At 37.7% G+C, this 22,638-nt stretch carries 18 protein-coding genes and 1 pseudogene; 5 read left to right on the top strand and 14 right to left on the bottom strand.

Translation table 11 applies throughout. From position 1 onward, the window contains the following. The 12 genes from JEM65_RS12810 to JEM65_RS12755 all read right to left on the bottom strand — a co-directional run bounded on the left by JEM65_RS12810 (nucleotide 1) and on the right by JEM65_RS12755 (nucleotide 13,711). Entirely contained in the window at nucleotides 1–2,256 is a 2,256-nt protein-coding gene (locus JEM65_RS12810) for a S9 family peptidase (RefSeq protein WP_199600126.1), read from the bottom strand. 10 nt (nucleotides 2,257–2,266) lie between these two features. Then, the gene (locus JEM65_RS12805) at nucleotides 2,267–3,274 is read right to left on the bottom strand and encodes a 4-hydroxyproline epimerase (protein WP_199600124.1); all 1,008 of its coding nucleotides are present in this window, start codon (nucleotides 3,272–3,274) and stop codon (nucleotides 2,267–2,269) included. Nucleotides 3,275–3,461: 187 nt separating this feature from the next. Then, on the bottom strand, nucleotides 3,462–3,827 hold the full coding sequence (locus tag JEM65_RS12800; RefSeq protein WP_199600122.1) for an endonuclease domain-containing protein: 366 nt from the start codon (nucleotides 3,825–3,827) through the stop codon (nucleotides 3,462–3,464). A 64-nt stretch (nucleotides 3,828–3,891) separates the two neighbouring features. Then, complete coding sequence (locus tag JEM65_RS12795; protein ID WP_199600120.1) at nucleotides 3,892–5,616, bottom strand: DUF885 domain-containing protein; 1,725 nt, start codon at nucleotides 5,614–5,616, stop codon at nucleotides 3,892–3,894. Continuing rightward, the gene (locus JEM65_RS12790) at nucleotides 5,613–7,196 is read right to left on the bottom strand and encodes an aldehyde dehydrogenase (NADP(+)) (protein ID WP_199600118.1); all 1,584 of its coding nucleotides are present in this window, start codon (nucleotides 7,194–7,196) and stop codon (nucleotides 5,613–5,615) included. The genes JEM65_RS12795 and JEM65_RS12790 overlap by 4 nt, the downstream gene beginning before the upstream one ends. 175 nt (nucleotides 7,197–7,371) lie before the next feature. After that, on the bottom strand, nucleotides 7,372–8,286 hold the full coding sequence (locus tag JEM65_RS12785) for a dihydrodipicolinate synthase family protein (protein ID WP_199600116.1): 915 nt from the start codon (nucleotides 8,284–8,286) through the stop codon (nucleotides 7,372–7,374). Nucleotides 8,287–8,948: 662 nt separating this feature from the next. Further along, nucleotides 8,949–9,767 carry a hypothetical protein gene (locus JEM65_RS12780; protein ID WP_199600114.1) on the bottom strand — a complete coding sequence of 273 codons (819 nt, stop codon included), beginning with the start codon at nucleotides 9,765–9,767 and terminating at the stop codon, nucleotides 8,949–8,951. 217 nt (nucleotides 9,768–9,984) lie between these two features. Further along, nucleotides 9,985–10,563, bottom strand: coding sequence for a PhnA domain-containing protein (locus JEM65_RS12775; protein WP_199600112.1), 579 nt, complete (start codon nucleotides 10,561–10,563; stop codon nucleotides 9,985–9,987). Nucleotides 10,564–10,706: 143 nt separating this feature from the next. After that, complete coding sequence (locus JEM65_RS12770; protein WP_199600388.1) at nucleotides 10,707–11,069, bottom strand: MmcQ/YjbR family DNA-binding protein; 363 nt, start codon at nucleotides 11,067–11,069, stop codon at nucleotides 10,707–10,709. Between the two features lie 165 nt (nucleotides 11,070–11,234). After that, a complete protein-coding gene (locus JEM65_RS12765) occupies nucleotides 11,235–11,957 on the bottom strand; it encodes a hypothetical protein (protein WP_199600110.1) in 723 nt (240 codons plus the stop codon). A gap of 268 nt (nucleotides 11,958–12,225) precedes the next feature. Next, the gene (locus tag JEM65_RS12760) at nucleotides 12,226–12,810 is read right to left on the bottom strand and encodes a hypothetical protein (protein WP_199600108.1); all 585 of its coding nucleotides are present in this window, start codon (nucleotides 12,808–12,810) and stop codon (nucleotides 12,226–12,228) included. An 88-nt stretch (nucleotides 12,811–12,898) separates the two neighbouring features. Next, entirely contained in the window at nucleotides 12,899–13,711 is an 813-nt protein-coding gene (locus JEM65_RS12755; protein WP_199600106.1) for a DUF4412 domain-containing protein, read from the bottom strand. 84 nt (nucleotides 13,712–13,795) lie between these two features. Between JEM65_RS12755 and JEM65_RS12750 the strand changes: the two genes are divergently transcribed. Further along, nucleotides 13,796–14,347: an RNA polymerase sigma factor gene (locus tag JEM65_RS12750; RefSeq protein ID WP_199600104.1), complete on the top strand. Its 552-nt coding sequence runs from the start codon at nucleotides 13,796–13,798 to the stop codon at nucleotides 14,345–14,347. After that, nucleotides 14,344–14,574 (top strand): hypothetical protein, encoded by a 231-nt coding sequence (locus tag JEM65_RS12745; protein WP_199600102.1) that lies wholly within the window; start codon nucleotides 14,344–14,346, stop codon nucleotides 14,572–14,574. The genes JEM65_RS12750 and JEM65_RS12745 overlap by 4 nt, the downstream gene beginning before the upstream one ends. A gap of 63 nt (nucleotides 14,575–14,637) precedes the next feature. Here JEM65_RS12745 and JEM65_RS12740 read toward each other — a convergent pair whose 3' ends face one another. After that, complete coding sequence (locus JEM65_RS12740) at nucleotides 14,638–15,387, bottom strand: cyclase family protein (protein WP_199600100.1); 750 nt, start codon at nucleotides 15,385–15,387, stop codon at nucleotides 14,638–14,640. Beyond that, nucleotides 15,384–16,544, bottom strand: a complete 1,161-nt coding sequence (hemW, locus tag JEM65_RS12735; protein WP_199600098.1) for a radical SAM family heme chaperone HemW — start codon at nucleotides 16,542–16,544, stop codon at nucleotides 15,384–15,386. The genes JEM65_RS12740 and hemW overlap by 4 nt, the downstream gene beginning before the upstream one ends. 778 nt (nucleotides 16,545–17,322) lie before the next feature. Here hemW and JEM65_RS22410 point away from each other — a divergent pair. From JEM65_RS22410 to JEM65_RS12720, 3 genes and pseudogenes are all read left to right on the top strand, one after another. Continuing rightward, a pseudogene (locus tag JEM65_RS22410) lies at nucleotides 17,323–17,729 on the top strand (helix-turn-helix domain-containing protein); the annotation flags it as partial. Nucleotides 17,730–18,179: 450 nt separating this feature from the next. After that, nucleotides 18,180–20,537: an InlB B-repeat-containing protein gene (locus JEM65_RS12725; protein ID WP_199600091.1), complete on the top strand. Its 2,358-nt coding sequence runs from the start codon at nucleotides 18,180–18,182 to the stop codon at nucleotides 20,535–20,537. A gap of 78 nt (nucleotides 20,538–20,615) precedes the next feature. Beyond that, on the top strand, nucleotides 20,616–22,574 hold the full coding sequence (locus tag JEM65_RS12720) for an OmpA family protein (protein WP_233530644.1): 1,959 nt from the start codon (nucleotides 20,616–20,618) through the stop codon (nucleotides 22,572–22,574). Nucleotides 22,575–22,638: the final 64 nt, after the last annotated feature.

Raw genomic sequence — 22,638 nt, 5'->3', positions numbered from 1 at the left:
TTATTCCCATTTAAAATCCCAAATTGGTTCGTCTCCCTTTAAATGTTCCACAAAATAATTCCACCGTTTTTTGGTGAAATAATTTCTGACTTTCCCCTGATAGCCATGTCTTTGACTTGGAAAAATCAATAAATCGAAATCTTTATCAGCTTTTACTAAAGCTTCGGCCAATTTAAAAGTTGCTGAAGGATTGACGTTCTCATCAATACCACCGTGAACCAATAATAATTTTCCTCTTAAGTTTTTTGCATTGGTGATGTTGGACACCTCATGATAGGTGGAGTCTACCGGCCAACCCTGATACATTTCGGGCCACCAGGCTTTTTCCATTCTAAAATCGTGGTCTGCAGAACTGGCTACACCAACTTTATACACCTCAGGGAACGCGAGCAGGGCTCTCCCGGTATCATAGCCACCTGCCGAATGTCCAAAAATCCCCACATGATTGGTATCAATCCATGGATATTGTTCCCCTAAATAAGTAATTGCCAACACGTGATCTTCAAGATTATTACCCATATTTTTATAGGAATGGTTATGGAATTCCTTAGAACGTTCTGAAGTTCCCAATCCATCCACCATCATCACTATAAAGCCCAATTCTGCCAAGGATTGATTGGTAAAAGCCCTATCGAAAGACTTTGGAAACACCTGAGTATGTGGCCCCGTATAACTATGGTCTATAATTGGATATGATTTTGTAGAATCAAAATTGGTTGGTTTCCAAATAGCACCGTAAATAGTTGTTTTTCCGTCTTTCCCAATAAGTTGAAATGGCTCTGGAGCCTGCCATCCTTTAGACACAACATCAGACACTTCTGCAGAAGTTAATTCTGCCGCGATTTTTCCCGTTTTAGCCTCTCTTAACACTGTTTTTGTAGTTCTATTAACTGTAGAGTAATTATCTACAAAATGTTGTCCATCTTCTGAGAATGATATCGAATGGTGTGCATTTTCTGGTGTCAGCAACGCTATATGTCCCTTGAAATCGACTTTATACAGTTGTTCATGGTATGGGTTCATGTTGGCTTCTTTTCCTGAGGCCAAAAAATAGATTTCCTCCTTATCTTCATCGGTATGCACCACTGAATTGATATAATAATTCCCTTTAGTCAAGGGTGTTATGGCTTTCGTTTTTAGATCCACCATATAGAGTTGTCGCCAGCCACTACGTTCTGACAAAAAGATTACTTTTTGCTTTTTATCAAACGACCTGAACCAGAAATTATCAATATTAGTAGCACTTGTTTCTTCGATAAGTGTTTCTTCAGTATTATTATTAAGATCCACAAGTTTTAAAAATTCCTTTTGATACCCTCTTTCAGAATATCCTACCAAAAGTTGCCCTGACTTTTCCATCCACTCAACAGCCACCGAGTTTATATGCGTGCCTGTTGGTAACTTTGTTTTTATTTCTTTTTTGCTTTCCACATTAAAAAACACAGGCTTTACATGCACCATAGTGGTATCTCCGGGAGAGCCTCTATAATAGGAGAGTAATTTTGATTTGTAAAGGGAGTCAATACTATGGTCTAATAAATACATTTTTTCAGCAGTTCTAAAGTCTACAACATCAGCTGCAATCCATTTGGAATCTTTAGACCAGTCCACTTTAAAGTGTTTTGGACGCTCAGCATTTTCCCCTTCCATAATATCATACCAGCCATAGAAGGTTGCGTATTCATAATCTCTTTTGCCATCCTGACTCAATTGAACTTCTTGGTCAGTGGTAGTGGATTTTATATATAAATTATAATCTTTAGTGAAGGCAATCCACTTTCCGTCTGGAGATTGGGTTTCAAACGGATCCTTATCTTCCTTTTTTTCTGCATTTTCAACCTGTATTTGATATGTTTTAAGATCAAGTGTATACGTCTTAGATTCAAAATTGAAGGTGAGCTGATCTGCTTTTGTTCTTTCAATAGTTGAGAGCGCCAATTGATTGGCCTCCAATTCCTTTTCTGCAATTTTGGATAATGCTTGTGCGACTTTGTCGTGGTCAAATAAAGGGTTCACCTTATTATTTTTAAAAGATACAGTTTTATACGACTTGCCAGCTTTACTATAATCAACAAACCAAATCCCAGAGTTATCTTTAAACCAATGCACGTCTGTATGTAAATTAAAAACTGTTTTGTTGTTTAAATTATCGGGCATAAAACTGACGGCTCTTTTATAATCGTCTTGAGTCAGTTTTTGCGCCTGAATTTGTGTTGTTAAAAACAACACGATAACTATATAATACAACTTTTTCATTCTCCTAATTTTATATCACCTGAAATCCGAAAGCATACGGATCGTCTTCAGAATCAATTGTTATTGTGTTCTGTCCATAAATTTTAGCCCAACCTTTAATGCTCGGAATCACAGCTAAGTTAGTACCTAAAGTGGTTTTCTTTTCAACACGACCTATAAATTTACTGCCGATAAAGCTTTCATGGACGTAATCTTCCCCAATTTTTAGCTTCCCTTTTGCATATAATTGTGCCAGACGTGCAGAGGTACCCGTACCACAGGGGCTTCTGTCTATGGCTTTATCACCATAAAACACTGCATTTCTACCCGAAGATGACGCATCTATTGGGGTTCCTGTCCAAAGTATATGGGTGACATCCCGTATGGTGTCATTCTCTGGATGTATAAATTGGTTGGGATATTTTTCATTGATACGCTGCCTTACCACTTGTGACAATTGAATAAGTTTTGAAGCAGAAAAATCCTGAACACCTGAAAAATTTTGTTGCGCGTCAATTATGGCGTAATAGTTTCCACCGTAGGCCACATCAAAGGTAAGGAGCCCTAATTCTGGACAATCCACCGTGAGATTCTCAGCAGCCAAATAACTTTTTATATTGGTTAATTTAACCCAATCCACTTTAGCTCCTGTTTGCTGGTATTCAATTTCTACCAAGCCAGCCGGGGCTTCCATCCTTATTTTACCTGGGGTTTTTGGTTGTACCAACCCCTCTTCTATAGCAATAGTTACAGTTCCAATAGTACCATGACCGCACATAGGCAAGCAACCTGAGGTTTCAATGAACAAAATGGCAAAATCATTTTCTGGAAGGTGCGGCGGAAACAATATCGAGCCACTCATCATGTCATGACCACGTGGTTCAAACATTAAACCTTTTCTAATCCAATCATATTCTTTTAAAAAGTGTTGACGCTTTTCACTCATGCTATTGCCTATGAGTACTGGACCACCTTCTTTAACCACTCTTACTGGGTTGCCGCAGGTGTGCGCGTCGATGCAGATGAATTTGTGTTTCATAAAATGTTTCTTACACCTCCCTAACCCTCCTCAAGGAGGGAATTGATTGTGACTTTTTATTAAATTTAACCATATATTAAATGCTTGATAACTATCTGACACTCTTCAATGAGGAAATTTCAACGGAACTCTGTCCTATAACGAACTCAAAAGTCCTCCCTCGAGGGAGGATTTAGGAGGGTGTTACTCATGCCATTGATTCTTTAATTTCATTTTCCATTACAAGCAACACATTCATCATATCTTGTTTTATGTCTTTATCTGAAAACCTTACGAACCTCACCCCTTCTTTTTCCAATCGACCTTGTCTTTTTGCGTCATATAAAAACTTATGATCATGGCTTCCACCATCTATTTCTATAGCTAATCCAATTTCATGACAATAAAAATCAACACTATAATCTAACATTGGCACTTGTCTGTGAAACTGAACACCGTAAGCCTTATTCTTAATTTTCTTCCAAAGTAAAACCTCGGAGTGCGTCGCATTGTTGCGTAAATATTTTGAACGCTCTCTTAAATCTGCTCGATATGGTATAATTTTATTCGCCATTTGGAACACTTTCTAGCCTTCTTCAAGCCTGCCTGTCGACAACTAAAGAAAGAAATGATCAAGTTTATTTTTTTTGTTTCTGGATGTAATTATCAACGCGTTCTTCCATAATCGACAAAGTGACCGTGCCTTGTTCTAGAATGATTTCATGAAAAGCCCTAATATCGAACTTGGAGCCCAATGCCTTTTCTGCCCTTTTACGTAGTTCTCGTATTTTTAATTCTCCTATTTTATAAGACAACGCTTGTCCTGGCCAAGAAATATAACGATCCGTTTCTGTATTGATTTCGTGTAATGACAAGGCGGTGTTGGCAGACATATAGTCTACAACTTGCTCGCGGGTCCAGCCTTTGGCATGAATTCCTGTGTCAACTACCAATCTGCAAGCACGCCACATTTCGTAAGTTAATTTTCCAAATTGCTCATAAGGTGTGGTGTACATCCCCATTTCATCGGCTAAAAACTCAGAATACAAACCCCAACCTTCACCATAAGCGGACAGGTATAAATTTTTTCTAAACTGCGGAATGCTATCACCCAACTCATTGTTCAAACTCATTTGTAAATGATGTCCAGGAACCGCCTCATGAACTGTTAACGATGGTAAGGTGTACAGCGTTCTACTAGGTAAGTCATAGGTATTTACCCAATAATATCCCGGTTCTGTACTTTCTTTTGAAGTTCCAATATAACGACCTCCAGTATATTTTGGAGCAATGGCATCTGGCACTGGCGCTACACCATAGGGTTTACGCGGCAGAGTTTTAAAAAACCGAGGCAACTGAGCGTCGGCACGTTTTGACATATCGCGAGCAATCATCAACAATTGTTCTGGAGTTTCAGCATAAAACTGTTTGTCCGTTCTTAAGAAATGGAAAAAATCGGCGAAGCTTCCTTTAAAATTCAGCTCCTTAATGATTTGTTCCATTTCTGACTTGATACGTACCACTTCTTTTAAGCCAATTTGATGAATGGCGTCCGCTGTGTATTGCGTACTTGTGGTATAATAGTTAATTCGATTTTGATAGAATTCTTTACCGTTTGGAGTTTCAGACACCCCTAAAGTTGTTCTTGTTTTTGGAAAATATTCAGTTTCAAAAAATGTTTTGATGCGTTTAAATTGCGGCGTAACTTTCGTCTCTATGGCAAGTTTCGCCACTTTTAATACAGAATCCTTTTGGGTTTGGCTTAAATCATTCGGTAAATTTTTGAATGGCGAGTAGAAAAAACTCTCCTTATAATCTTCTACAATATGTTCATCATAGGTCGATTCGTATCCTTTAAATATGACTAAAGGTTGTGAAACTCCCTTTTGCAATCCTAAGCGTATGTTTTTAAGATTTTGATTTACAAATTCTGGAATGGCATTCAAACTGTTGAGATAGGATTTAACTTGACCGTAATTTGATAACGGACGCACCCCGTAGTTTAAACTACTGTGAAATCCAGAATCAGAAAGTAACGGATTTAAATAGTGTTCAAACTTGTAATAATCAATTTGATCTTGTAATACAAACGCCAAGAGCTCCGCAGAAATACGTTGGGTTTCCGGTAATTGTGTGATGTCAACTTGAGATAATTCTGTTAAGGCTTTTTTGGCAACATCTGCTTCGGCCTTAAAATAGTCTTCAGTGTACAACCCCAAAGGAAACTGCTTCTTATTGTAACCCTCATGGTGTTCATACGTTTTAATCAAGCTATCCAATTTGCTAGACGCATTTTGGGAATGGGCTGAAGGCATCATAAAAAGCGACAGCATCAAGATAATAAAGGATTTAAAGAATTTCATAGGTGTTTTTGAGTTTGAATACCGTCAATATTACGAATTATTCCCAACGGATTGTCATCTTTTAGAGCATCTGGCAGCAATTGTTTTGGCCAATCTTGATAACTGAAAGGACGTACCCAACGTTTTATAGCGTGTGCACCAATAGCGGTAAACCTACTATCCGTAGATGCGGGAAATGGACCGCCATGCATCATGGACGGACAGACCTCAACTCCAGTTGGTACGCCGTTAAAAATAATCCGCCCTACTCTATTTTGCAAGGCTGACACAATCTTGGAATATTTTGAAATTTCAGTAGCATCTGCCATAATGGTGCCGGTGAGTTGCCCTTCCAATTTTAAGATGACTTCCTCTAATTGGCGATCATTTTCGCATTGCACTACAATAGCATAAGGGCCGAATACTTCTTGGTGTAATGCGACATTCTTCAAAAAAGTATCGCCATCTACCGTTGTTACGGTCTGTTTGGCATAATTTGGCTTGGTATCCGATGGATAATCGGCAGATATGTTAATTCCGTTTTGCGAAATTGCAGTGTTTTTATTCTTGTTATAGGTATCATGAATGTTTGGATGCAACATACATGAAGGTTCAATTTTTAGAATTTCATCAGAGAGCTGTTGGATAAAATTTGATAAGGCATCACTTTTTATTCCCAATAGCAACCCTGGATTGGTGCAAAATTGACCCGTCCCAAGAGTTATAGAACCGGCATAGGTTTTAGCTAGGGATTCGCCTTTAGATTCTACAGCTTTAGGAAGCAGAACCACGGGATTCACACTGCCCATTTCAGCAAATACCGTAATAGGTTCGTCGCGTTGTGCCGCCAAATCAAATAATGCTTTCCCGCCTTTATAACTTCCTGTAAATCCGACGGCTTTTACTTTTGGATGCTTTACCAACTCTTGCCCAACGTCAATACCACTACTATTAAGATTAGAAAACACACCATTTGGCATGCCTGTTTTTACAGCTGCTTTTAAAATGGCCGAAGCGACCAACTCCCCTGTGCCCGAATGCATGGGATGCGATTTCACGATGACAGGACAGCCGGACGCCAATGCCGAGGCCGTATCTCCACCTGCCGTTGAAAATGCCAGCGGAAAGTTACTTGCGCCAAAGACCACCACGGGTCCGATAGGAATAAGCATTTTCCTAAGGTCAGATTTTGGCATAGGCTCGCGGTCTGGCTGCGCGGTATCAATGGTAGCTTCTACCCAGGAACCTTCGGTCAATACGTTTGCAAATGATTTTAACTGCCCAATGGTTCTACCACGCTCGCCTATCGCTCTTCCTTCTGGCAGTCCAGATTCTGAACAATACATTTGAATCAGAGTGTCGCCCAATGCTAAAATTTCATCAGCAATGCTGTTCAGAAACTCAGCTTTTTTTGCTCCAGAGATGGCTCTGTACACTTCAAATGCTTCTGAAGCTAAGGTAACAGCTGCGTCAATTTCCTCTTGGGTAGCCTCTGTAAAAACGGATTCGTTTTCAATATTTAACTGCGGATTGAAGGTTTTGTAAGTTTGAGTGCCTTTTGCTGAGTATTGATTTCCTATATGGTTTTTTCCTGTAATCATACTTTTCTTTTTTGATCCTATTTCACTAATCTATTCAACCGGATTCTTGTTTTAGTGTAGACTTGTGTTAACGTCCAATTAGTATTTTAGTAATTCCAGAAGCTTTTTTGGACGACTTTCCTCCTGATTAATTATCTATACATCTACTTGCTGGTTGACTTGTTTTTTGCTGTCTTTACAAATTTTTATAATCAGGAAGTTTTGGTCTGTTTTTTAAGGCGTTTTCAATGGTTTTTATCACGTGTCTGCGTTCATCACCTCGTAATGTTAAACGTGGCGCACGAACATTTTCAGTACCTAGTTTAGTGTAAACCTCCGCTAATTTTATGTTTTGTACTAATGTAGGGATAATATCCAACTCCAATAAAGGCATGAACCAACGGAAAATTTCGATGGCTTCTTTAATTCTACCTGCTTTTTGGAGCTCGTAAATGGCGACGGTTTCTGCCGGGAAAGCGCAAACCAAGCCTGCTACCCAACCATCAGCTCCCATAATCAAACTTTCAAGCGCAATGGTATCAACACCTGTCATTATTTTGAGTCGGTCGCCAAAGCGGTTTTTGATTCGTGTGACATTCGTAATATCACGTGTAGATTCCTTGACAGCTTCAATGTTATCACACTTTAACAGTTCTTCAAACATATCTAAAGTCACTTCAATTTTATAATCGACGGGATTATTATAAATCATTATAGGCAACGACGTACTGTTTGCTATGGCCTTGAAATATGCTACAGTTTCACGATCTCCAGACTTATAACGCATTGGTGGCAATACCATCAGCCCTTTTGCACCGTCTTCTTCAGCCTTTTGCGCGGCTAAAATTGCATTTTTTGTAGTTTGTTCTCCAATATTGATTAATACAGGGACTTTGCCCTTAACGATGTCTACCGTTGTGGTGGTTAAGGTCCGTTTTTCTTGATCTGACAAGGTGCTTGCCTCTCCTAAAGTACCACCCAATACAATACCATGAACCCCTGCATCCAATTGTGCCTTGATATTGATTTCGAAGTTTTTTAAATCGAGTTCATCGTTATCGGTGAACTTTGTGGTCACCGCTGGCATGATGCCTTTCCATTGTATGCTCATAATATTACGTTTTGATTCTGTAAATTTAAGCCTCTATATCATGCAATATTAATGTACATTTATCCAAATTTGATAGTATAGTATCCATTATGAAATAAAGTTGTATAATTTTGAATAGTATATGTTGATTCTAGCCACATAAATGTTTTACCTTTTTAAATACCAAAACCCCGCTAGGATGCCTTTATATTTCAGGTTGACGATGATCTCATTTTTTATAATAAGCTACACCAGCATATGGAAATATAATTAAGTTATATGGTGGAAGGTGAAGGCACAGTGATTGTAGGTGCTAGGATAAACTACTATAGGAAGCCATATTCCACATGTCTTTAAAATGATTTCTCCCAATCTAAAACCAGGATGCTCACTCTTTTTTTCATCAAAAATCTTTTGGAAAAATAGTTTTTTTGAGCTTGAAGAGCTCCAAGAATTACACCATTTCTTTAGCCGATCAAAACACGGATTTAAAGTGACTTCTTATCAAAATAAAATCAAAACCTTTTTTTTACAATTTCCGAAATCGCGAAAGCTTCAGGTTATAATAGTATATCAAACTTTAACAGGTAATTTAAAACCTTAAACATTTAAGTCCCAAAGAATTTAAAAACAAAAAAAGGCTTACTATCTAAAGTAAGCCCTACTATTTATATGTTTTCCTTTCATTTGGCTAAGCCTGCAACATAGGTATAAACATAATCACCATGCCTGCCATCAAAATATTTTGCGCTTTTTTCTTCCATACCTTTGCGAGCTGCTTCGTCTTTCCAATGAGACTCAAATAATTCGGTATCCCTATCGAACATTTTATCTAAATCAGCCATAGAATCTAAAAAGAAAGCCTCAACTGATTCGGTCCGGTCAGAACCCCAGGCATGTGCCATTGGGTAATAGGCTTTGATATACTCATTTTTACTGGTTACGTTATCAAAATATTCTTTTGAAGTGGCTTCAAATTCCTCATTGTTGCCTTCCCCATATGCAAAATGGCCTTTTCGAACATAGCATATCATATCTTTAGTTGGCGCCGTAGTCATACGTTTTGCGTGTGGCATGGTCGCATAAATCTCATCGGAGTGCTTTGGCGAATAATAGGCGTCTCGTTTTTTCATAAAAGCAGTACGAGCTTTTTCATCTGGCCAAGCAGACTTTTCAAGTTCGGTGTTTCTGTCAGCTGCCTTACCCATAGCTTCCCAAGAAGGATAAGATTGTGCATACAATATTTCAGTATTGTCTGGTGTCATTCGATGTAAATAGAAGGACGCATTTGCAACATGTTCATTGTTCATAGTTACCTTGTCCAGATATTCCTTTTCTACAGCTTTCCATTCTTCCATTTTAAAGTCCTTATTGTCCATATTCCAATGCATAGTGGTTATGGTTACAAATTCAGGCCTTGTTTGTTCTTGAGCAATAGTTGAAGTGCTGTTTAGTAAAAGCATTCCTGCTAATACCACGAATAATCCTTTGATTGTTTTCATAATATTTGAATTTTGGTTAATATAAATTGATTACAAATTTTTAAAACCAAGATCTAGGACAATCGTAAAGAGCCTTTAGTACAAAGGCATAGGCATGTTGTGGAGAGGATTAAATGTACAAAAAAAACACGTGTAATTATTTGATTATTACATATTTATTAAAAAAAAAGAAGCTTAAAAATTAATGTAAGCTCCATTTCTGTATCAGATTTAAGTGTTATGATTTCTTTACATATTTTGTAATAATAACAATATTCTGACCATCCACTCTGCCTTCAATATATTCAGCATTTTCATGATCCAGACGAATATTGCGCACCGCAGTACCTTGTTTTGCCACCATACTGGAGCCTTTTACTTTCAAATCTTTGATCAGCACAACGGAGTCGCCGTGTTCTAGAATCACACCGTTTACATCTCGATGGATGATTTTATTAGCCTCATCTTCATGTTCGCCTGTGGCCCTTGCCAACGCTAAGGCTTCCTCATCAAGATACATCATCTCTACCAAATCTTTAGGCCAACCTTCGGCACGAAGTCTTTGTAATATGCGCCAGGCCATAATTTGAACAGCCACATTTTCATTCCACATACTGTCGTTTAAACAGCGCCAATGGTTAGTGTCCATTTCAACAGTACCCTCAATTTGATCTAAACAGGTTTTACATACCAATACATCATTGGCCACATTTTCATTTAACGATGGCGGAATAGTATATTGTGACAAATTTTCTTTTGAACCACATAGTTCGCAGGTGTTGTTGCTTCTGTCTTGAAGCATTTGAAGAACGCTCATTGGGAATTACGATTTTTAATTTACGACTTGCCCGAATGCATCTTTTCGATGCAGGCGGGTTTTTCACTTGCCCAAACGCACCTCTTGGGTATGGGCGGGCTGTTGATTGCAGGCAATATTTCTGCATTGCAAACATACCATTTTTATTGAAGAGATTCCCGCATCGTTTTAGGCATTCCTTTAACCACCATATCGTAGGAATGGTCAATTAATTGGGAAAGGAATTTTGGAGAGATTTCATCCGTGGTTAAATCGATGGTGTTCCAATGTTTTTTACTCATGTGATAGCCCGGCTGAATAGTGGGGTATTCTGCACGTAATTCTTCAGCATACTCCGCGTCGCATTTAAGGTTAATGGCTTTTTGGCCTGCCTCCCATTTTTTCAACCCTATTAAAGCATACATTTTTCCTAATACTTTAAACACAAGGGTATCGGCATCAAACGGAAAATCTTCAGTAACGCCTTTCTTAGACATACAATAGGCGTGAAGTTGTTGAATATTCATAAAAATACGTTCAATTTTAGGCATGAATCTATTTAAAATTACAAAAATTATGGAACTTGAAATTCATTTTATTTTCATCTAGTGTTGCTGTGGAATTTGGATCACAATAAAACAGTCTGAAAGGTGCAGCACATTCAGGAGAAATTGTTCGCTCGAATTTATAGTTTAAAAATATTTCGCAATCCATTTGGTGTTTGGGAGCATTGATGGCGTTGAAGACACTGCTATTTTACTTGGTTTCTTAATGAGTTCAAATGTATTTTCATCGGCCATGCTAGGTACCTTGTGTGTCTCAACAGTTTCAATTTTATACTCAATAAAGTTAAAACCACGTTTCAATTGCAAATTGTATATATAGTGCGTTTCATAAGATTCATTACCAGTGTACGACACGGTAGAAGTGCACGTGCCTTGGTACTTAAAATTAGAGTCCATATAAACCAGTTTAAAATAGGAGCCCAAAACAGCATCACTATCCCCACTGGACTCAATCCATGGCACTAATTGTTCTTCGGTAACCAAGAAAATCAACCCTGAATAGGGATTATCCTTAGTACTTAATGACAAATAACCACCACTGGTTGCTTTAACGTTTTCCTTCTCTGAGAGTATATCGTTACTATTATCACAATTTGAAAAAATGGTAAATGCTGCGTCCGACATGAAATCTGCTTTTATCTCCTCTGTAATAGTGCTTAACGTTGTTGGGAAATTTAAAGTTAGTTCTCCTGAGTTCGAGAGTGTACCGATGGAAATAGGATGTTCCATGCCGAACGCGAACAGGACTACCTCCATAGGTTGTAACGGGTGGTTCTCAACTTTAGCTACAGATTGTGCTGCCATAGTTTCCACGGAGAACAGTATTAAGACCAGTAACATCTTTTTCATAATTTCGATATTTTTTGGGTTTTCTGAACGCTCAATTCAGTAATATATTAAAGCTATTAAAACGTTAAATTTCTCATATCGATAACATTACAAACTTAATTAACATCCATTCATATACCTTTTGTATTACAAAAAGCCTAGTGTTGCTTAGCATCCCAAATGATGATTAAAAATCTATTTTAGCATACACATTTATGTTGACGACTGTTTTCAAAACATGGACAACATTACCAAGAAAGTGAGTTTCATTGGGGAAAATCTTTAGAACTTAGTTCATCTGTTCTTCTATAATGGCTTTTGCTAAAGCAATGGTTTTTTCTTTATCTAGGTTGTCATCATTAGACATATCAACCTGAAGCGTAAAGGAAACGCCGTTGTAATACACCTCTAAATGATGCTTTTTAGAATTCCAATACGCCCCTTCGCCAACGCCATTTACTTTGGATAATTCTGGATGGTTGTCAAGATCTATAAAGTCTAAAAAAGAGTCCATATCAGCTTCACCATCTACCCATTTTAGCTGAACCAGATCCATTGTAGATGATATATCGGTGTTTTTTCTATTAGGGGCGGTGCTTTCCTTGGCCTTTTCTCTACCATTATCCCAATAATACCGTAGAACTTCTCCCAACATCCCTTGGGTAGTATTCATTTTTTGTGCTTTCGAAGGGTAAAAACCAGTAATTCGAGATGCCATTTCCAAGCTTAATAAATCGTTATAATCTCCGCTGAACACAAAATTTCCCTCAGGATTGGTGACATCAGTAGTTGAAACAATATCTGTTGTTTGTCCATTTCCTTTGCAGGAAATAAGAAGTCCAATTAACATAAATACATATAAATAGCTCTTCATAATTTGTTTTTTTAATTACGTCTGGCAACTTAATTTTGAAGGATTTCAGTTTCCGAGCCCTAGTTATATAAGAATCAGCCGTATATCCTTACATAAATTTATAATCAGATTTACGGATTGATTTTTGAACTTTCTCCAACCCCACACACTCCATGGTTGCACTATTCTTTTTATTTTTTAAATCCGTCATATCCATAGAAATCATAAGTACTTTATCATCAGGATTAAAATAATCTTTCAGCGCTACTGGAATTTTAGTTTTACTGTTTTTAAAAATGTCATCAAAACTTACTTGGGTTTCATTGGTAAAATACATGACCATTTCATACGCTGTACTTGTTGCTTTTACACCTTTGCAATGGTATCCATTGACGCTTTTCTCAGGCAGAGTTTCAAAAGTAAATTCGGCCGATTGATCTTCTTCAAAGTCCAAATCACTCGGCATTTTGGTAACCATTCCTATATTATTACCTTCAGACTCCATAAACATGGCCATAATTTTTTTATCAGTATCCATGACGTTAAACATATTTTTCATTGCTGCAGACGTAAATCCGAAATATGGTGCATCAGGTTTCAGATAATAATCAAAAACAATTTCCCCATCTTTTGTGCCCATTTTTAGCGAATATTTCCAAGTAAAATCATACGTATCTGCAATTAGAGAAGGGTCTGCCTTCTCTGTTCCGCCCAGACTACCAAGTGGATTTCCTTCAAACACTTTATCCATAGATCTGGTAGCTGATTCTGCCGCTTCATTGGCCGTTTTTTCAATGACTGCGTTCTCCACTTTTTGTTCTACCCGTTTTTTAAGGTTTTTAAGGAATTGAGCCTGCGAGTTTGGTATAAAAAAAAGTGTAAAAACAATTACTGCGAGCATCTTAAAATTAAAATTTTTCATTATGAATTGATTTAGAATGACTTACCTTTAGTCATACGGAAATTGCTGATGTTAACACGATATTAAAAAAATTCTAAATTTCAAATGGAACATCAATTTGCAGATGCGCTAAAACACAATGACGATCAACTCGTCAAAGAACTTTATGTCTGCTATAGAGAAGAGTTTATCAGATTTTCAAAAAAATACCAAATTGCACCACAGGACAGTGTGGATATTTATCAGGATGCATTTCTATCCATTAGAAAACATGCCCTTTCTGGTAAATTATATGAGGTAAACAGCAGTTTTAAGACCTATCTATTTGGCATTGGAAAACATCTCATCTTTAATAAGCTCAAAGATTACGCCTCCAAAAAACCATATGATCCAAAGCTTCATCATCCGTGTACAGAGTATGAGATCATCCGTATAAACGACACCCAAGAACCGTCTGAGGAACAAAAATTATTGCGACATTATTTTAATCAACTGGGAAAAAGTTGCCAGCAGATGTTAACATTAAGCTTTTACCGAGGACTAACTAATGAAGAAATAGCAAAACAATACGGTTACGACAGTGAAGCCGTAGTGCGAAGTCAAAAATCGCGTTGCCTGAAAACACTTAAAAACCTCATCAAACAATCCCCACGATGATGATTAACGAAACACTTTTAGAAAAATTTTTTTCTAAGCACTTGTCAGAAGCAGAACTTCTGGAATTCAAAAAAAGATATGACACGGAGGCCGACTTCAAGCAAGAAGTGGACTTTCTAAACAACTTACAATTGGTTTCTGAAACTGAAGAGGAGACAAAATTTAAAACGCAATTAGCCACCTATGAGAGTGAACTTTCTAAAAAAAAGAAATGTGCAATTTTGTAATCAGTGCTCCATTCGAACAGAAATAATTGAAGGAACGACGGTTACCTCCTGATGTATTATAAATCATTCTAACAACTTATATAAAATTGGTTTGCTGGGTGCGGCATCATTTTCAAAAGGCGCAATCTGTAGATTTAAGATATAACTCCCATCTTTTATTTTATTCCTGACGTAAATCAATTCCGTAATTGTGCAATGCATCCGCCGTTCTCCATCAAAATCCCAGAAAGCCTTATGTGCTAACAATTTTCCACCGTCATGTTCTCTGTCAACACTGGGTAAATCAATCAGCAGATGTTGAATGCCCTGCTCTCGTATAAACACCATCGCATCTTCTGTAAGATATGTCCAGTTGGTTTCAGAATACTGTCTGCTATTTTTTTCTTTCGTATTGGGCATGGTACGAATGACCAAGGCTTCTGGTGTTTTTCCCTTCAATAAAGATTCAATTTGCTTCTTAGAAATTACGGTGTCTTTCATGTAGTTTTCAGGAGCCACTGAAATTAATTCGGCAGTAAAAAAAAACTGCTGTAAATTTTTATTGATGGAGTGAAATTCTTCCGTAATGTGCCCTATACATTCCGTATGTGTACCGTGCGCATGCGGATTGAAACAAATATTATTAAAATTGACATCTGCACCAGCTTTTACGCTGCCAATCCACTCTTTGTTTTTTACTGGTTCCATTGTGGGCTCGCCAATATACCAAGCGTTCACATTGCTTTTTGAGGCGCGTAGTGGAATTGAAATATCCAGTGGTTTTGAAAGGTCTATGCTGTATAGTTTAGAATGATGCGTAATGGTTGTTTTCAAGATAAATTGATTTTAAAAAGATCAGACGCAATACCATCACTCAAAAATTTACCCTTTTTGGTGACCAGCAATTTGCCATCCTCAAGATACAATAATTGTTCAATAATATGTTTTTGTGAGTGCTCCAAAAGGTAGTTTTTATAGTCTGATCCGAAATCTTTTTCCACTTTATCGAGAGAAACACCCCAAATAGTACGCAGCCCTGTCATCACATATTCGTTGTATTTGTCGGTAGTAGAAAGTGTTTCGGTTTCTAAAGGCAGTGTATTATTTTCTAAGGCCTTGATGTATTTGGTATTGTTCCGGACATTCCATCCCCGACGTGCTCCATCAAATGAATGCGCCGAAGGCCCTATTCCCAAGTACGATTTTCCTTGCCAGTAAGCTGAATTATTTCTACTAAAATAGGCTGGCTTTCCAAAATTGGACAGTTCATAATGGATAAAACCTGCTTCCTCCAATTTTTCTATTAAAATGTGGAATTGTTCTTGAGCCAGATCATCATCTACGTTATTAATAATTCCTTTTTTAATAAAAGTAGCCAATGCGGTTTTTGGTTCAACCGTTAAGGCGTAACTAGAAATATGCGGAATGTTAAATGCCAATGCAGTATCTATATTCTGAATCCAGCGCTCGTTGGTCATTCCGGGAATGCCGTAGATGAGATCAACAGAAATGTTGTCGAAATGTTGCGTCGCTTCTTCCAAACATTTTTGAGCTTCTTCTGAACTGTGCGCGCGATTCATCAATTTTAAATCCTCTTCAAAAAAGGATTGAATGCCGATAGAGAGACGATTTATGCCAATGTCTTTGTACGCTTCAAAAATGGACTGCGACAGATTCGAAGTGACGGTATTTTCAAACAAATCATCCGGATTGGCTTCGAGGGTGATTTCAGGAGTGTCCACAACGTCGTAATCTCTATAAACCTCAGCAATCAACAATTTCAATTCAGCAATCGACAATAAACTTGGCGTTCCACCACCAAAATAAATGGTTTGTATCACTTGATTTTTGAATTCATCTTTGCGCAATTCCAACTCCTTAACCAAGGCATAGACTAAGTCATCCTTCTTTTTTAATGAGGTCGAAAAATGGAAGTCACAGTAGTGACAGGCTTGTTTACAAAATGGGATATGAATATAAACTCCGGACATGAATAATGCGAATCAAGGGTTGGTTATCAACAAAAAATTGTTGATATATTTCTCTAAAAACCAGAGAGATAAGGCTTAAAATATAATATTAAAAGCCTGTAAATTAGTATATTATACGATTATAATTACACAATCATAAGATATGATCTCCGAGGCTAAAAGTCTAAAATTACTGAAAATTTACTTTTATATCTGTGAAAGGTACAATGAAGATTTGAAATACCATTGCCAAAGGCTCAGCAACAACAACGAACCAAGACTGACAGCCCAAGAAATAATGACTATATACCTTTTTGCCGTGGATGAAGAACAGCGCTTCAAGGTCAACCAAATACACCGATTCGCACAAGATTACCTACGCCCGTGGTTTCCCGAACTTGGTTCCTATGCGGCATTCAACAACAGGATAAACAGGCTATCCGGGGCATTTGGCCAACTGGGGAATTCTTTGATCTCGGATTTCAGGTCTTCGGATTGTTCTTCGGCACAAAGCCTATTGGATTCGATTCCCGTTGTCACCTGTTCGGAAAAATGAACCCCATGTATAGCAAACGGACTTGTCGACAAAAGTTATTGTTCCAGAAAAAACATGTGGTACCATGGCTTAAAGTTGGTACATGTTTTTGGAAAATTGACTGCGGCTTTTATTCCTCTAATTTTTTAACCCTTGATTCGTATTAATATGCCATCGGGCGATAAATAGCGGGCTAATTCTATGTCCAAGTTCTAAGTGTTTTTCTTGCAAAGAAACGTTTATCCCCAAGTTTTTGTCTTGATACGGAATGCACTTAAAAAGAATCTTTTAAGGTTTGGACTGCAACTGCACGAGGATAAAAAGAGCATCCCTATTGAAAAAATACAATTCTTGAGATGATCCAATATGCTGATGGATGCCCTAAAATGAATTATTCTGAGTATATCAGTGAAAAATTAAACTATGATTATACCTATCTGGCCAATATATTTTCAGAAGTAAAAGGTATTACCATACAGCAATATATTATCCTCAATAAAATTGAAAGGGCAAAGGAATTGCTTTTGTATGATGAGCTCAATCTTACCGAGATCTCCTATAAACTTCATTACAGAAGCGTGGCACATTTATCTGGTCAGTTTAAAAAAGTCACAGGTCTTTCGCCTTCTTTTTATAAATTACTGAAGCAAAAACGAGAGGAAACAATGGAAATCATTTCAATGAGGAAATTTGATTATGAAGATTGTTTTTCGTTTTCACTTCATTGTCTCCAATCGTTGACTGAACTTTCCTGGAAAATTTGGACCCATTTAAAAAATTCATTTAGAACAAATCGGTCTATTTTCCGCTCCAGATATTTAGAGCGTAACAGATAAAAAATCCTATTTCCTTAATTCCAGAGCCATTTTTATCTGGTGCTCCATCACCCAACTTTTCTTCAATTACCCAACTTTTCTAAGTCCTGCAATTCAATTTATTACCGTTTTCAACTGGGTCAAGACCTACTCGCTGGTTTTTATAATCTAACTAACACCAAATCTGCGAATTATATAATTTTTATTTTAATTGATATGTGATGCTTTATATCATATAGTTATGTAATTTTAGACGTTGAAATTTTTTCACGCCTGGCCCCACCAGTAATATTAATCTACAATTATATGAATTTAAAAAAATTACTCGCAACCTTTGCTTTTGCTCTGGTATTTTTACTTACCGGCTGTGACAAAGATGAAGTCGTTGAGATCGTTGGAGTATGTCCAATTGTATTATCAACTATTCCTGATAATGATGCTATTAATGTACCACTTGATCAGGTGATCACCGTAACATTTAATGAGGATATAAATCCTGAAACAATTAATGAGGAAACTTTTACAGTTGATGGGCCTACTCAATTAGTAGGAACCATTACGTCTTCAGGTGCTATCGCAACCTTTACACCTTCTACTGATCTTGCGCCAAACACCACCTACACAGGAACGGTGACAACATCCGTTAAAGACCCTATGGGCAATGCGTTACAGGAAAACTATGTGTGGAGCTTTACTACTATTCCGGAAGTATCATTATCTGCAAGCCCCGAAGACGGAGGAACGCTTATTGGAGCTGGTACATTTGCAGCTGGATCTTTAGTTACAGTAGCTGCAATACCTAATGAAGGTTTTACATTCACTAACTGGACAGAAGGTGAAACTGTTGTTTCAACAAGTTCAAGCTATCAGTTTGAGATGGATGGGAATATAGCCTTGGTAGCTAATTTTGACGAAGTTGTTTTAGGGAATTTTAGGATAAATCTTTCTTCAAGCCCAATTGCAGGCGGAACCACATCCGGATCGGGACAATATACTGAAAATTCAACTGTAACGGTTTCAGCTTTGCCAAATCCAGGATATGTTTTTGTTAACTGGACAGAAGGAGAAACTATCGCTTCTACCAGTTCAAGTTATCAATTTGTATTGACCGGAAACAGAACCTTGGTTGCAAATTATAGCGAAATATCTGCAGGTCAATTTGCGGTAATTTTATCGGCAAATCCTGCGGCAGGTGGATTAACAAATGGATCTGGTTCATATGATGCTGAAGCTAACGTAACTGTAACTGCAACCCCGAATAATGGATATGCCTTTGTTAACTGGACAGCAAACGAAGTGGAAGTCTCAACCAACTCAAGTTATACATTTGCAATAACTGCAAACACCAACTTAGTTGCCAATTTTGAAGTTAGAACCTACACATTAAATGTAACTGCAAAAAATGGAAGTGTTACAAAAAATCCGAATGAGGAAAATTACAATAGCGGAGCTCAAGTAGTTCTTACTGCTACCCCTGCGACTGGATATGAATTTTCATCGTGGAGTGGGGATGCCACAGGATCTAACAATCCTCTAACAGTGACTATGAACAGTAATAAAAATATTACTGCTAACTTTACAGCCATCGTTAGCACATTCACTTTAAATGTAACTGCAGTAAACGGAACTGTTGCAAAAAATCCTGATCAGCAAAATTACAATGATGGAGATGATGTTGTCCTTACGGCTACGCCAGCCAATGGATATGAATTTTCATCGTGGAGTGGAGATGCTACAGGATCTAACAATCCTCTAACAGTGACTATGAACAGTAATAAAAATATTACTGCTAACTTTACAGCCATCGTTAGCACATTCACTTTAAATGTAACTGCAGTAAACGGAACTGTTGCAAAAAATCCTGATCAGCAGAACTACAATAATGGAGCTATAGTAGTTCTTACAGCTACCCCTGACAACGGATATGAATTTACATCCTGGAGTGGGGATGCTTCAGGCACCAACAATCCATTAACGGTAACTATGAACAGTGATAAAAATATCACTGCGAACTTTACGCTGGTAAATAATCCTAATCCCCAAGGGATAAATCTTGGATCTGCAGGTAACTTTGTTGTTCTTTCGGGATCTGGAATTACCAATACTGGAGTTTCTACCAGGCTTATTGGTGATGTTGGTTCATTTCCTACGGCTACAATTAATGGCCTTGACCAAACAAATGTGGTTGGAACACTTTATACCTCTGCCGATCCTTTAGTGGGAGTAGCAAAAGAGGATTTAACTTCTGCTTATATTGAAGGTCAAGGAAGGTCATTAAATGCGATCTCATTGCCAGGACAACTTGGCGGTCTTACTTTGACTCCAGGTCTTTATGTCAACTCTTCCTCAACCGGAATATCAGGAACAGGGCCTCAAGGTATCTTAACACTTCATGGGGATGCAAATGCGGTATGGATCTTCAAAATGGGTTCCACTTTAGTTACTGGCCCAGGTACCAGTATTGTCCTTTCGGGTGGTGCAAAAGCTGAAAACATTTACTGGATAGTTGGTACTTCAGCAACACTTGGAACAACCTCTGTTTTTTATGGGAATATTCTTGCTGATATATCTATTACAATAAATACCGGTGCAGTCTTGAACGGAAGAGCACTGACCAGAACTGGAGCAGTTACCTTAGATTCCAATACAGTTACAAAACCATAATTCATTTTAAGAATTAGGAAAACAAAAATTAATTATAAAATGGGGCTGTGCCTGGCACAGTCCCCTTATAACCCAAATATGAAAAAAATACTATTTATTGTTTTAATCGCATTAGGTTTCCAAATGTCTTCTTTGGCACAGGAAACTCAGTATGAGAAACCAACATGGTTGTTTGGTGTAGCCGCCGGTGCAAACTTTAATTTCTATCGCGGTACCACACAAAGATTAAATAAGAACCTAACCGTTCCAACAGCATTTCATGATGGTGATGGGATTGGACTTTTTGCAGCACCTCTTGTAGAATATCATTTCCCGGATTCAGTATGGGGAATCATGTTACAAACAGGATATGACAATCGCCAGGGGGATTGGGATCCGGTTACTTCACCTTGTAACTGCCCTATGGATCTTTCTACAGACCTTAGTTATATTACCGTTGAACCAAGTTTGCGTATTGCACCCTTCAAAAACGGCTTATATATTTATGGCGGACCAAGATTGGCTTTCAATTTAGATAAATCCTTTACATATGAAAAAGGAACCAATCCTGATATTCCTTCGCAAATAGCCGATCCTGCTGTCAATGAGGATTTTGGTGACATCGAAAGCACAATTATCTCAATGCAGATAGGAGCAGGATTTGATATCCCTCTTTCCTCAAATACCCAGAAAACACAATTTGTGCTTTCTCCTTTTGTATCTTTCCAACCATATTTTGGTCAGAATCCACGTGCAACAGAATCATGGAACATCACTACTGTAAGAGTTGGTGCAGCACTTAAGTTTGGCCACGGACGTAAAATTGTAGTTGAAGAAGCGGAAGTTGTTGTGCCTATTGTTGGATTTACTGTTAATTCTCCTGAGAATATTCCGGGTGAACGATTGGTAACCGAAACCTTCCCATTGCGTAACTATGTGTTTTTTGAAAAAGAATCTACAGAGATTCCAAGTCGCTATGTATTGTTGAATAAAGACGAGGTAAAAGATTTCAAAGAAGATCAGGTTGAAGTAAATACTCCTAAAGACTTGTCCGGACGTTCAAAACGTGAAATGAGGATTTATTACAATGTATTGAATATTCTTGGTGACCGTATGGAAAAAAACCCTTCCTCCACCATTACTTTGGTTGGATCATCAGAGAAAGGTCCGGAAGACGGAACTTTAATGGCAGAGTCTGCTAAGAAATATTTGGTAGATATATTTGGAATTGATGCTACAAGAATTGCTGTTGAAGGAAGAAAAGAACCAAAAATCCCATCTTTAAAATCAGGAGTAACCCGTGAGTTGGATTTACTACTTGAGGGAGACAGAAGGGTTTCTATAGAAAGTAATTCACCAGAATTGCTTATGGAATTCCAAACCGGCCCGAATGCACCTTTGAAACCGGTACAAATTAATGGTATTCAGGAAGCACCTATTGAAAGCTATGTAACTTTTAAAGCTGAAGGAGCACAAGAAGCATTTTCTTCATGGAAACTGGAACTTACTGATGAAAACGGAATGGTTGAAAATTTTGGACCTTATACAGAAGAAGAAGCGAGGCTTCCGGGAAAAACCATTTTGGGAACCAACACTGAAGGAGACTACAAAGTTAAAATGGTAGGTACTACTAAAGATGGTGGGATTGTAACTGAAGAATCTAACATAAATGTTGTACTCTGGACTCCGTCAGAATTGGAAGAAGGGATGAGATTCAGTATTCTTTATGAATTTGATGACTCCAAAGCGATAGCTATGTACGAAAAATATCTTACCCAGATCGTAGCGCCAAAAATTCCTGAAAACGGAAAAGTTATTATCCACGGTTATACCGATGTTATTGGAGAAACAGATTACAATCAAAAATTATCTTTGGCACGTGCAAATGATGTTAAGACAATCCTTGAAAATGCCCTTTCAAATGAAAACAGAAGTGATGTGACATTTGATGTACACGGATCTGGTGAGGATGAATCAGCAGCTCCATTTGGAAATAAACTTCCGGAGGAACGCGCTTATAATCGTACGGTTGTAATTGATCTTATTCCGGCCAACTAAGTTCTCTTACTAGTTAAAAGAGAATTTCTTTTAAGAATTTAAAAAAGGATATGGTATAAAACCA

It is taken from the genome of Gelidibacter salicanalis, from assembly GCF_016469035.1.
Taxonomy (GTDB): Bacteria; Bacteroidota; Bacteroidia; order Flavobacteriales; family Flavobacteriaceae; genus Gelidibacter; species Gelidibacter salicanalis_A.
This window is presented reverse-complemented; position numbering and strand designations above follow the sequence as displayed.

Excerpts from the sequence above, each read along its gene's own strand:
- JEM65_RS12810 (WP_199600126.1), bottom strand. The coding sequence starts at position 2,256 with ATGAAAAAGTTGTATTATATAGTTATCGTGTTGTTTTTAACAACACAA.
- JEM65_RS12805 (WP_199600124.1), bottom strand. The coding sequence starts at position 3,274 with ATGAAACACAAATTCATCTGCATCGACGCGCACACCTGCGGCAACCCA.
- JEM65_RS12800 (WP_199600122.1), bottom strand. The coding sequence starts at position 3,827 with ATGGCGAATAAAATTATACCATATCGAGCAGATTTAAGAGAGCGTTCA.
- JEM65_RS12795 (WP_199600120.1), bottom strand. The coding sequence starts at position 5,616 with ATGAAATTCTTTAAATCCTTTATTATCTTGATGCTGTCGCTTTTTATG.
- JEM65_RS12790 (WP_199600118.1), bottom strand. The coding sequence starts at position 7,196 with ATGATTACAGGAAAAAACCATATAGGAAATCAATACTCAGCAAAAGGC.
- JEM65_RS12785 (WP_199600116.1), bottom strand. The coding sequence starts at position 8,286 with ATGAGCATACAATGGAAAGGCATCATGCCAGCGGTGACCACAAAGTTC.
- JEM65_RS12780 (WP_199600114.1), bottom strand. The coding sequence starts at position 9,767 with ATGAAAACAATCAAAGGATTATTCGTGGTATTAGCAGGAATGCTTTTA.
- JEM65_RS12775 (WP_199600112.1), bottom strand. The coding sequence starts at position 10,563 with ATGAGCGTTCTTCAAATGCTTCAAGACAGAAGCAACAACACCTGCGAA.
- JEM65_RS12770 (WP_199600388.1), bottom strand. The coding sequence starts at position 11,069 with ATGAATATTCAACAACTTCACGCCTATTGTATGTCTAAGAAAGGCGTT.
- JEM65_RS12765 (WP_199600110.1), bottom strand. The coding sequence starts at position 11,957 with ATGAAAAAGATGTTACTGGTCTTAATACTGTTCTCCGTGGAAACTATG.
- JEM65_RS12760 (WP_199600108.1), bottom strand. The coding sequence starts at position 12,810 with ATGAAGAGCTATTTATATGTATTTATGTTAATTGGACTTCTTATTTCC.
- JEM65_RS12755 (WP_199600106.1), bottom strand. The coding sequence starts at position 13,711 with ATGAAAAATTTTAATTTTAAGATGCTCGCAGTAATTGTTTTTACACTT.
- JEM65_RS12750 (WP_199600104.1), top strand. The coding sequence starts at position 13,796 with ATGGAACATCAATTTGCAGATGCGCTAAAACACAATGACGATCAACTC.
- JEM65_RS12745 (WP_199600102.1), top strand. The coding sequence starts at position 14,344 with ATGATGATTAACGAAACACTTTTAGAAAAATTTTTTTCTAAGCACTTG.
- hemW (WP_199600098.1), bottom strand. The coding sequence starts at position 16,544 with ATGTCCGGAGTTTATATTCATATCCCATTTTGTAAACAAGCCTGTCAC.
- JEM65_RS12725 (WP_199600091.1), top strand. The coding sequence starts at position 18,180 with ATGAATTTAAAAAAATTACTCGCAACCTTTGCTTTTGCTCTGGTATTT.
- JEM65_RS12720 (WP_233530644.1), top strand. The coding sequence starts at position 20,616 with ATGAAAAAAATACTATTTATTGTTTTAATCGCATTAGGTTTCCAAATG.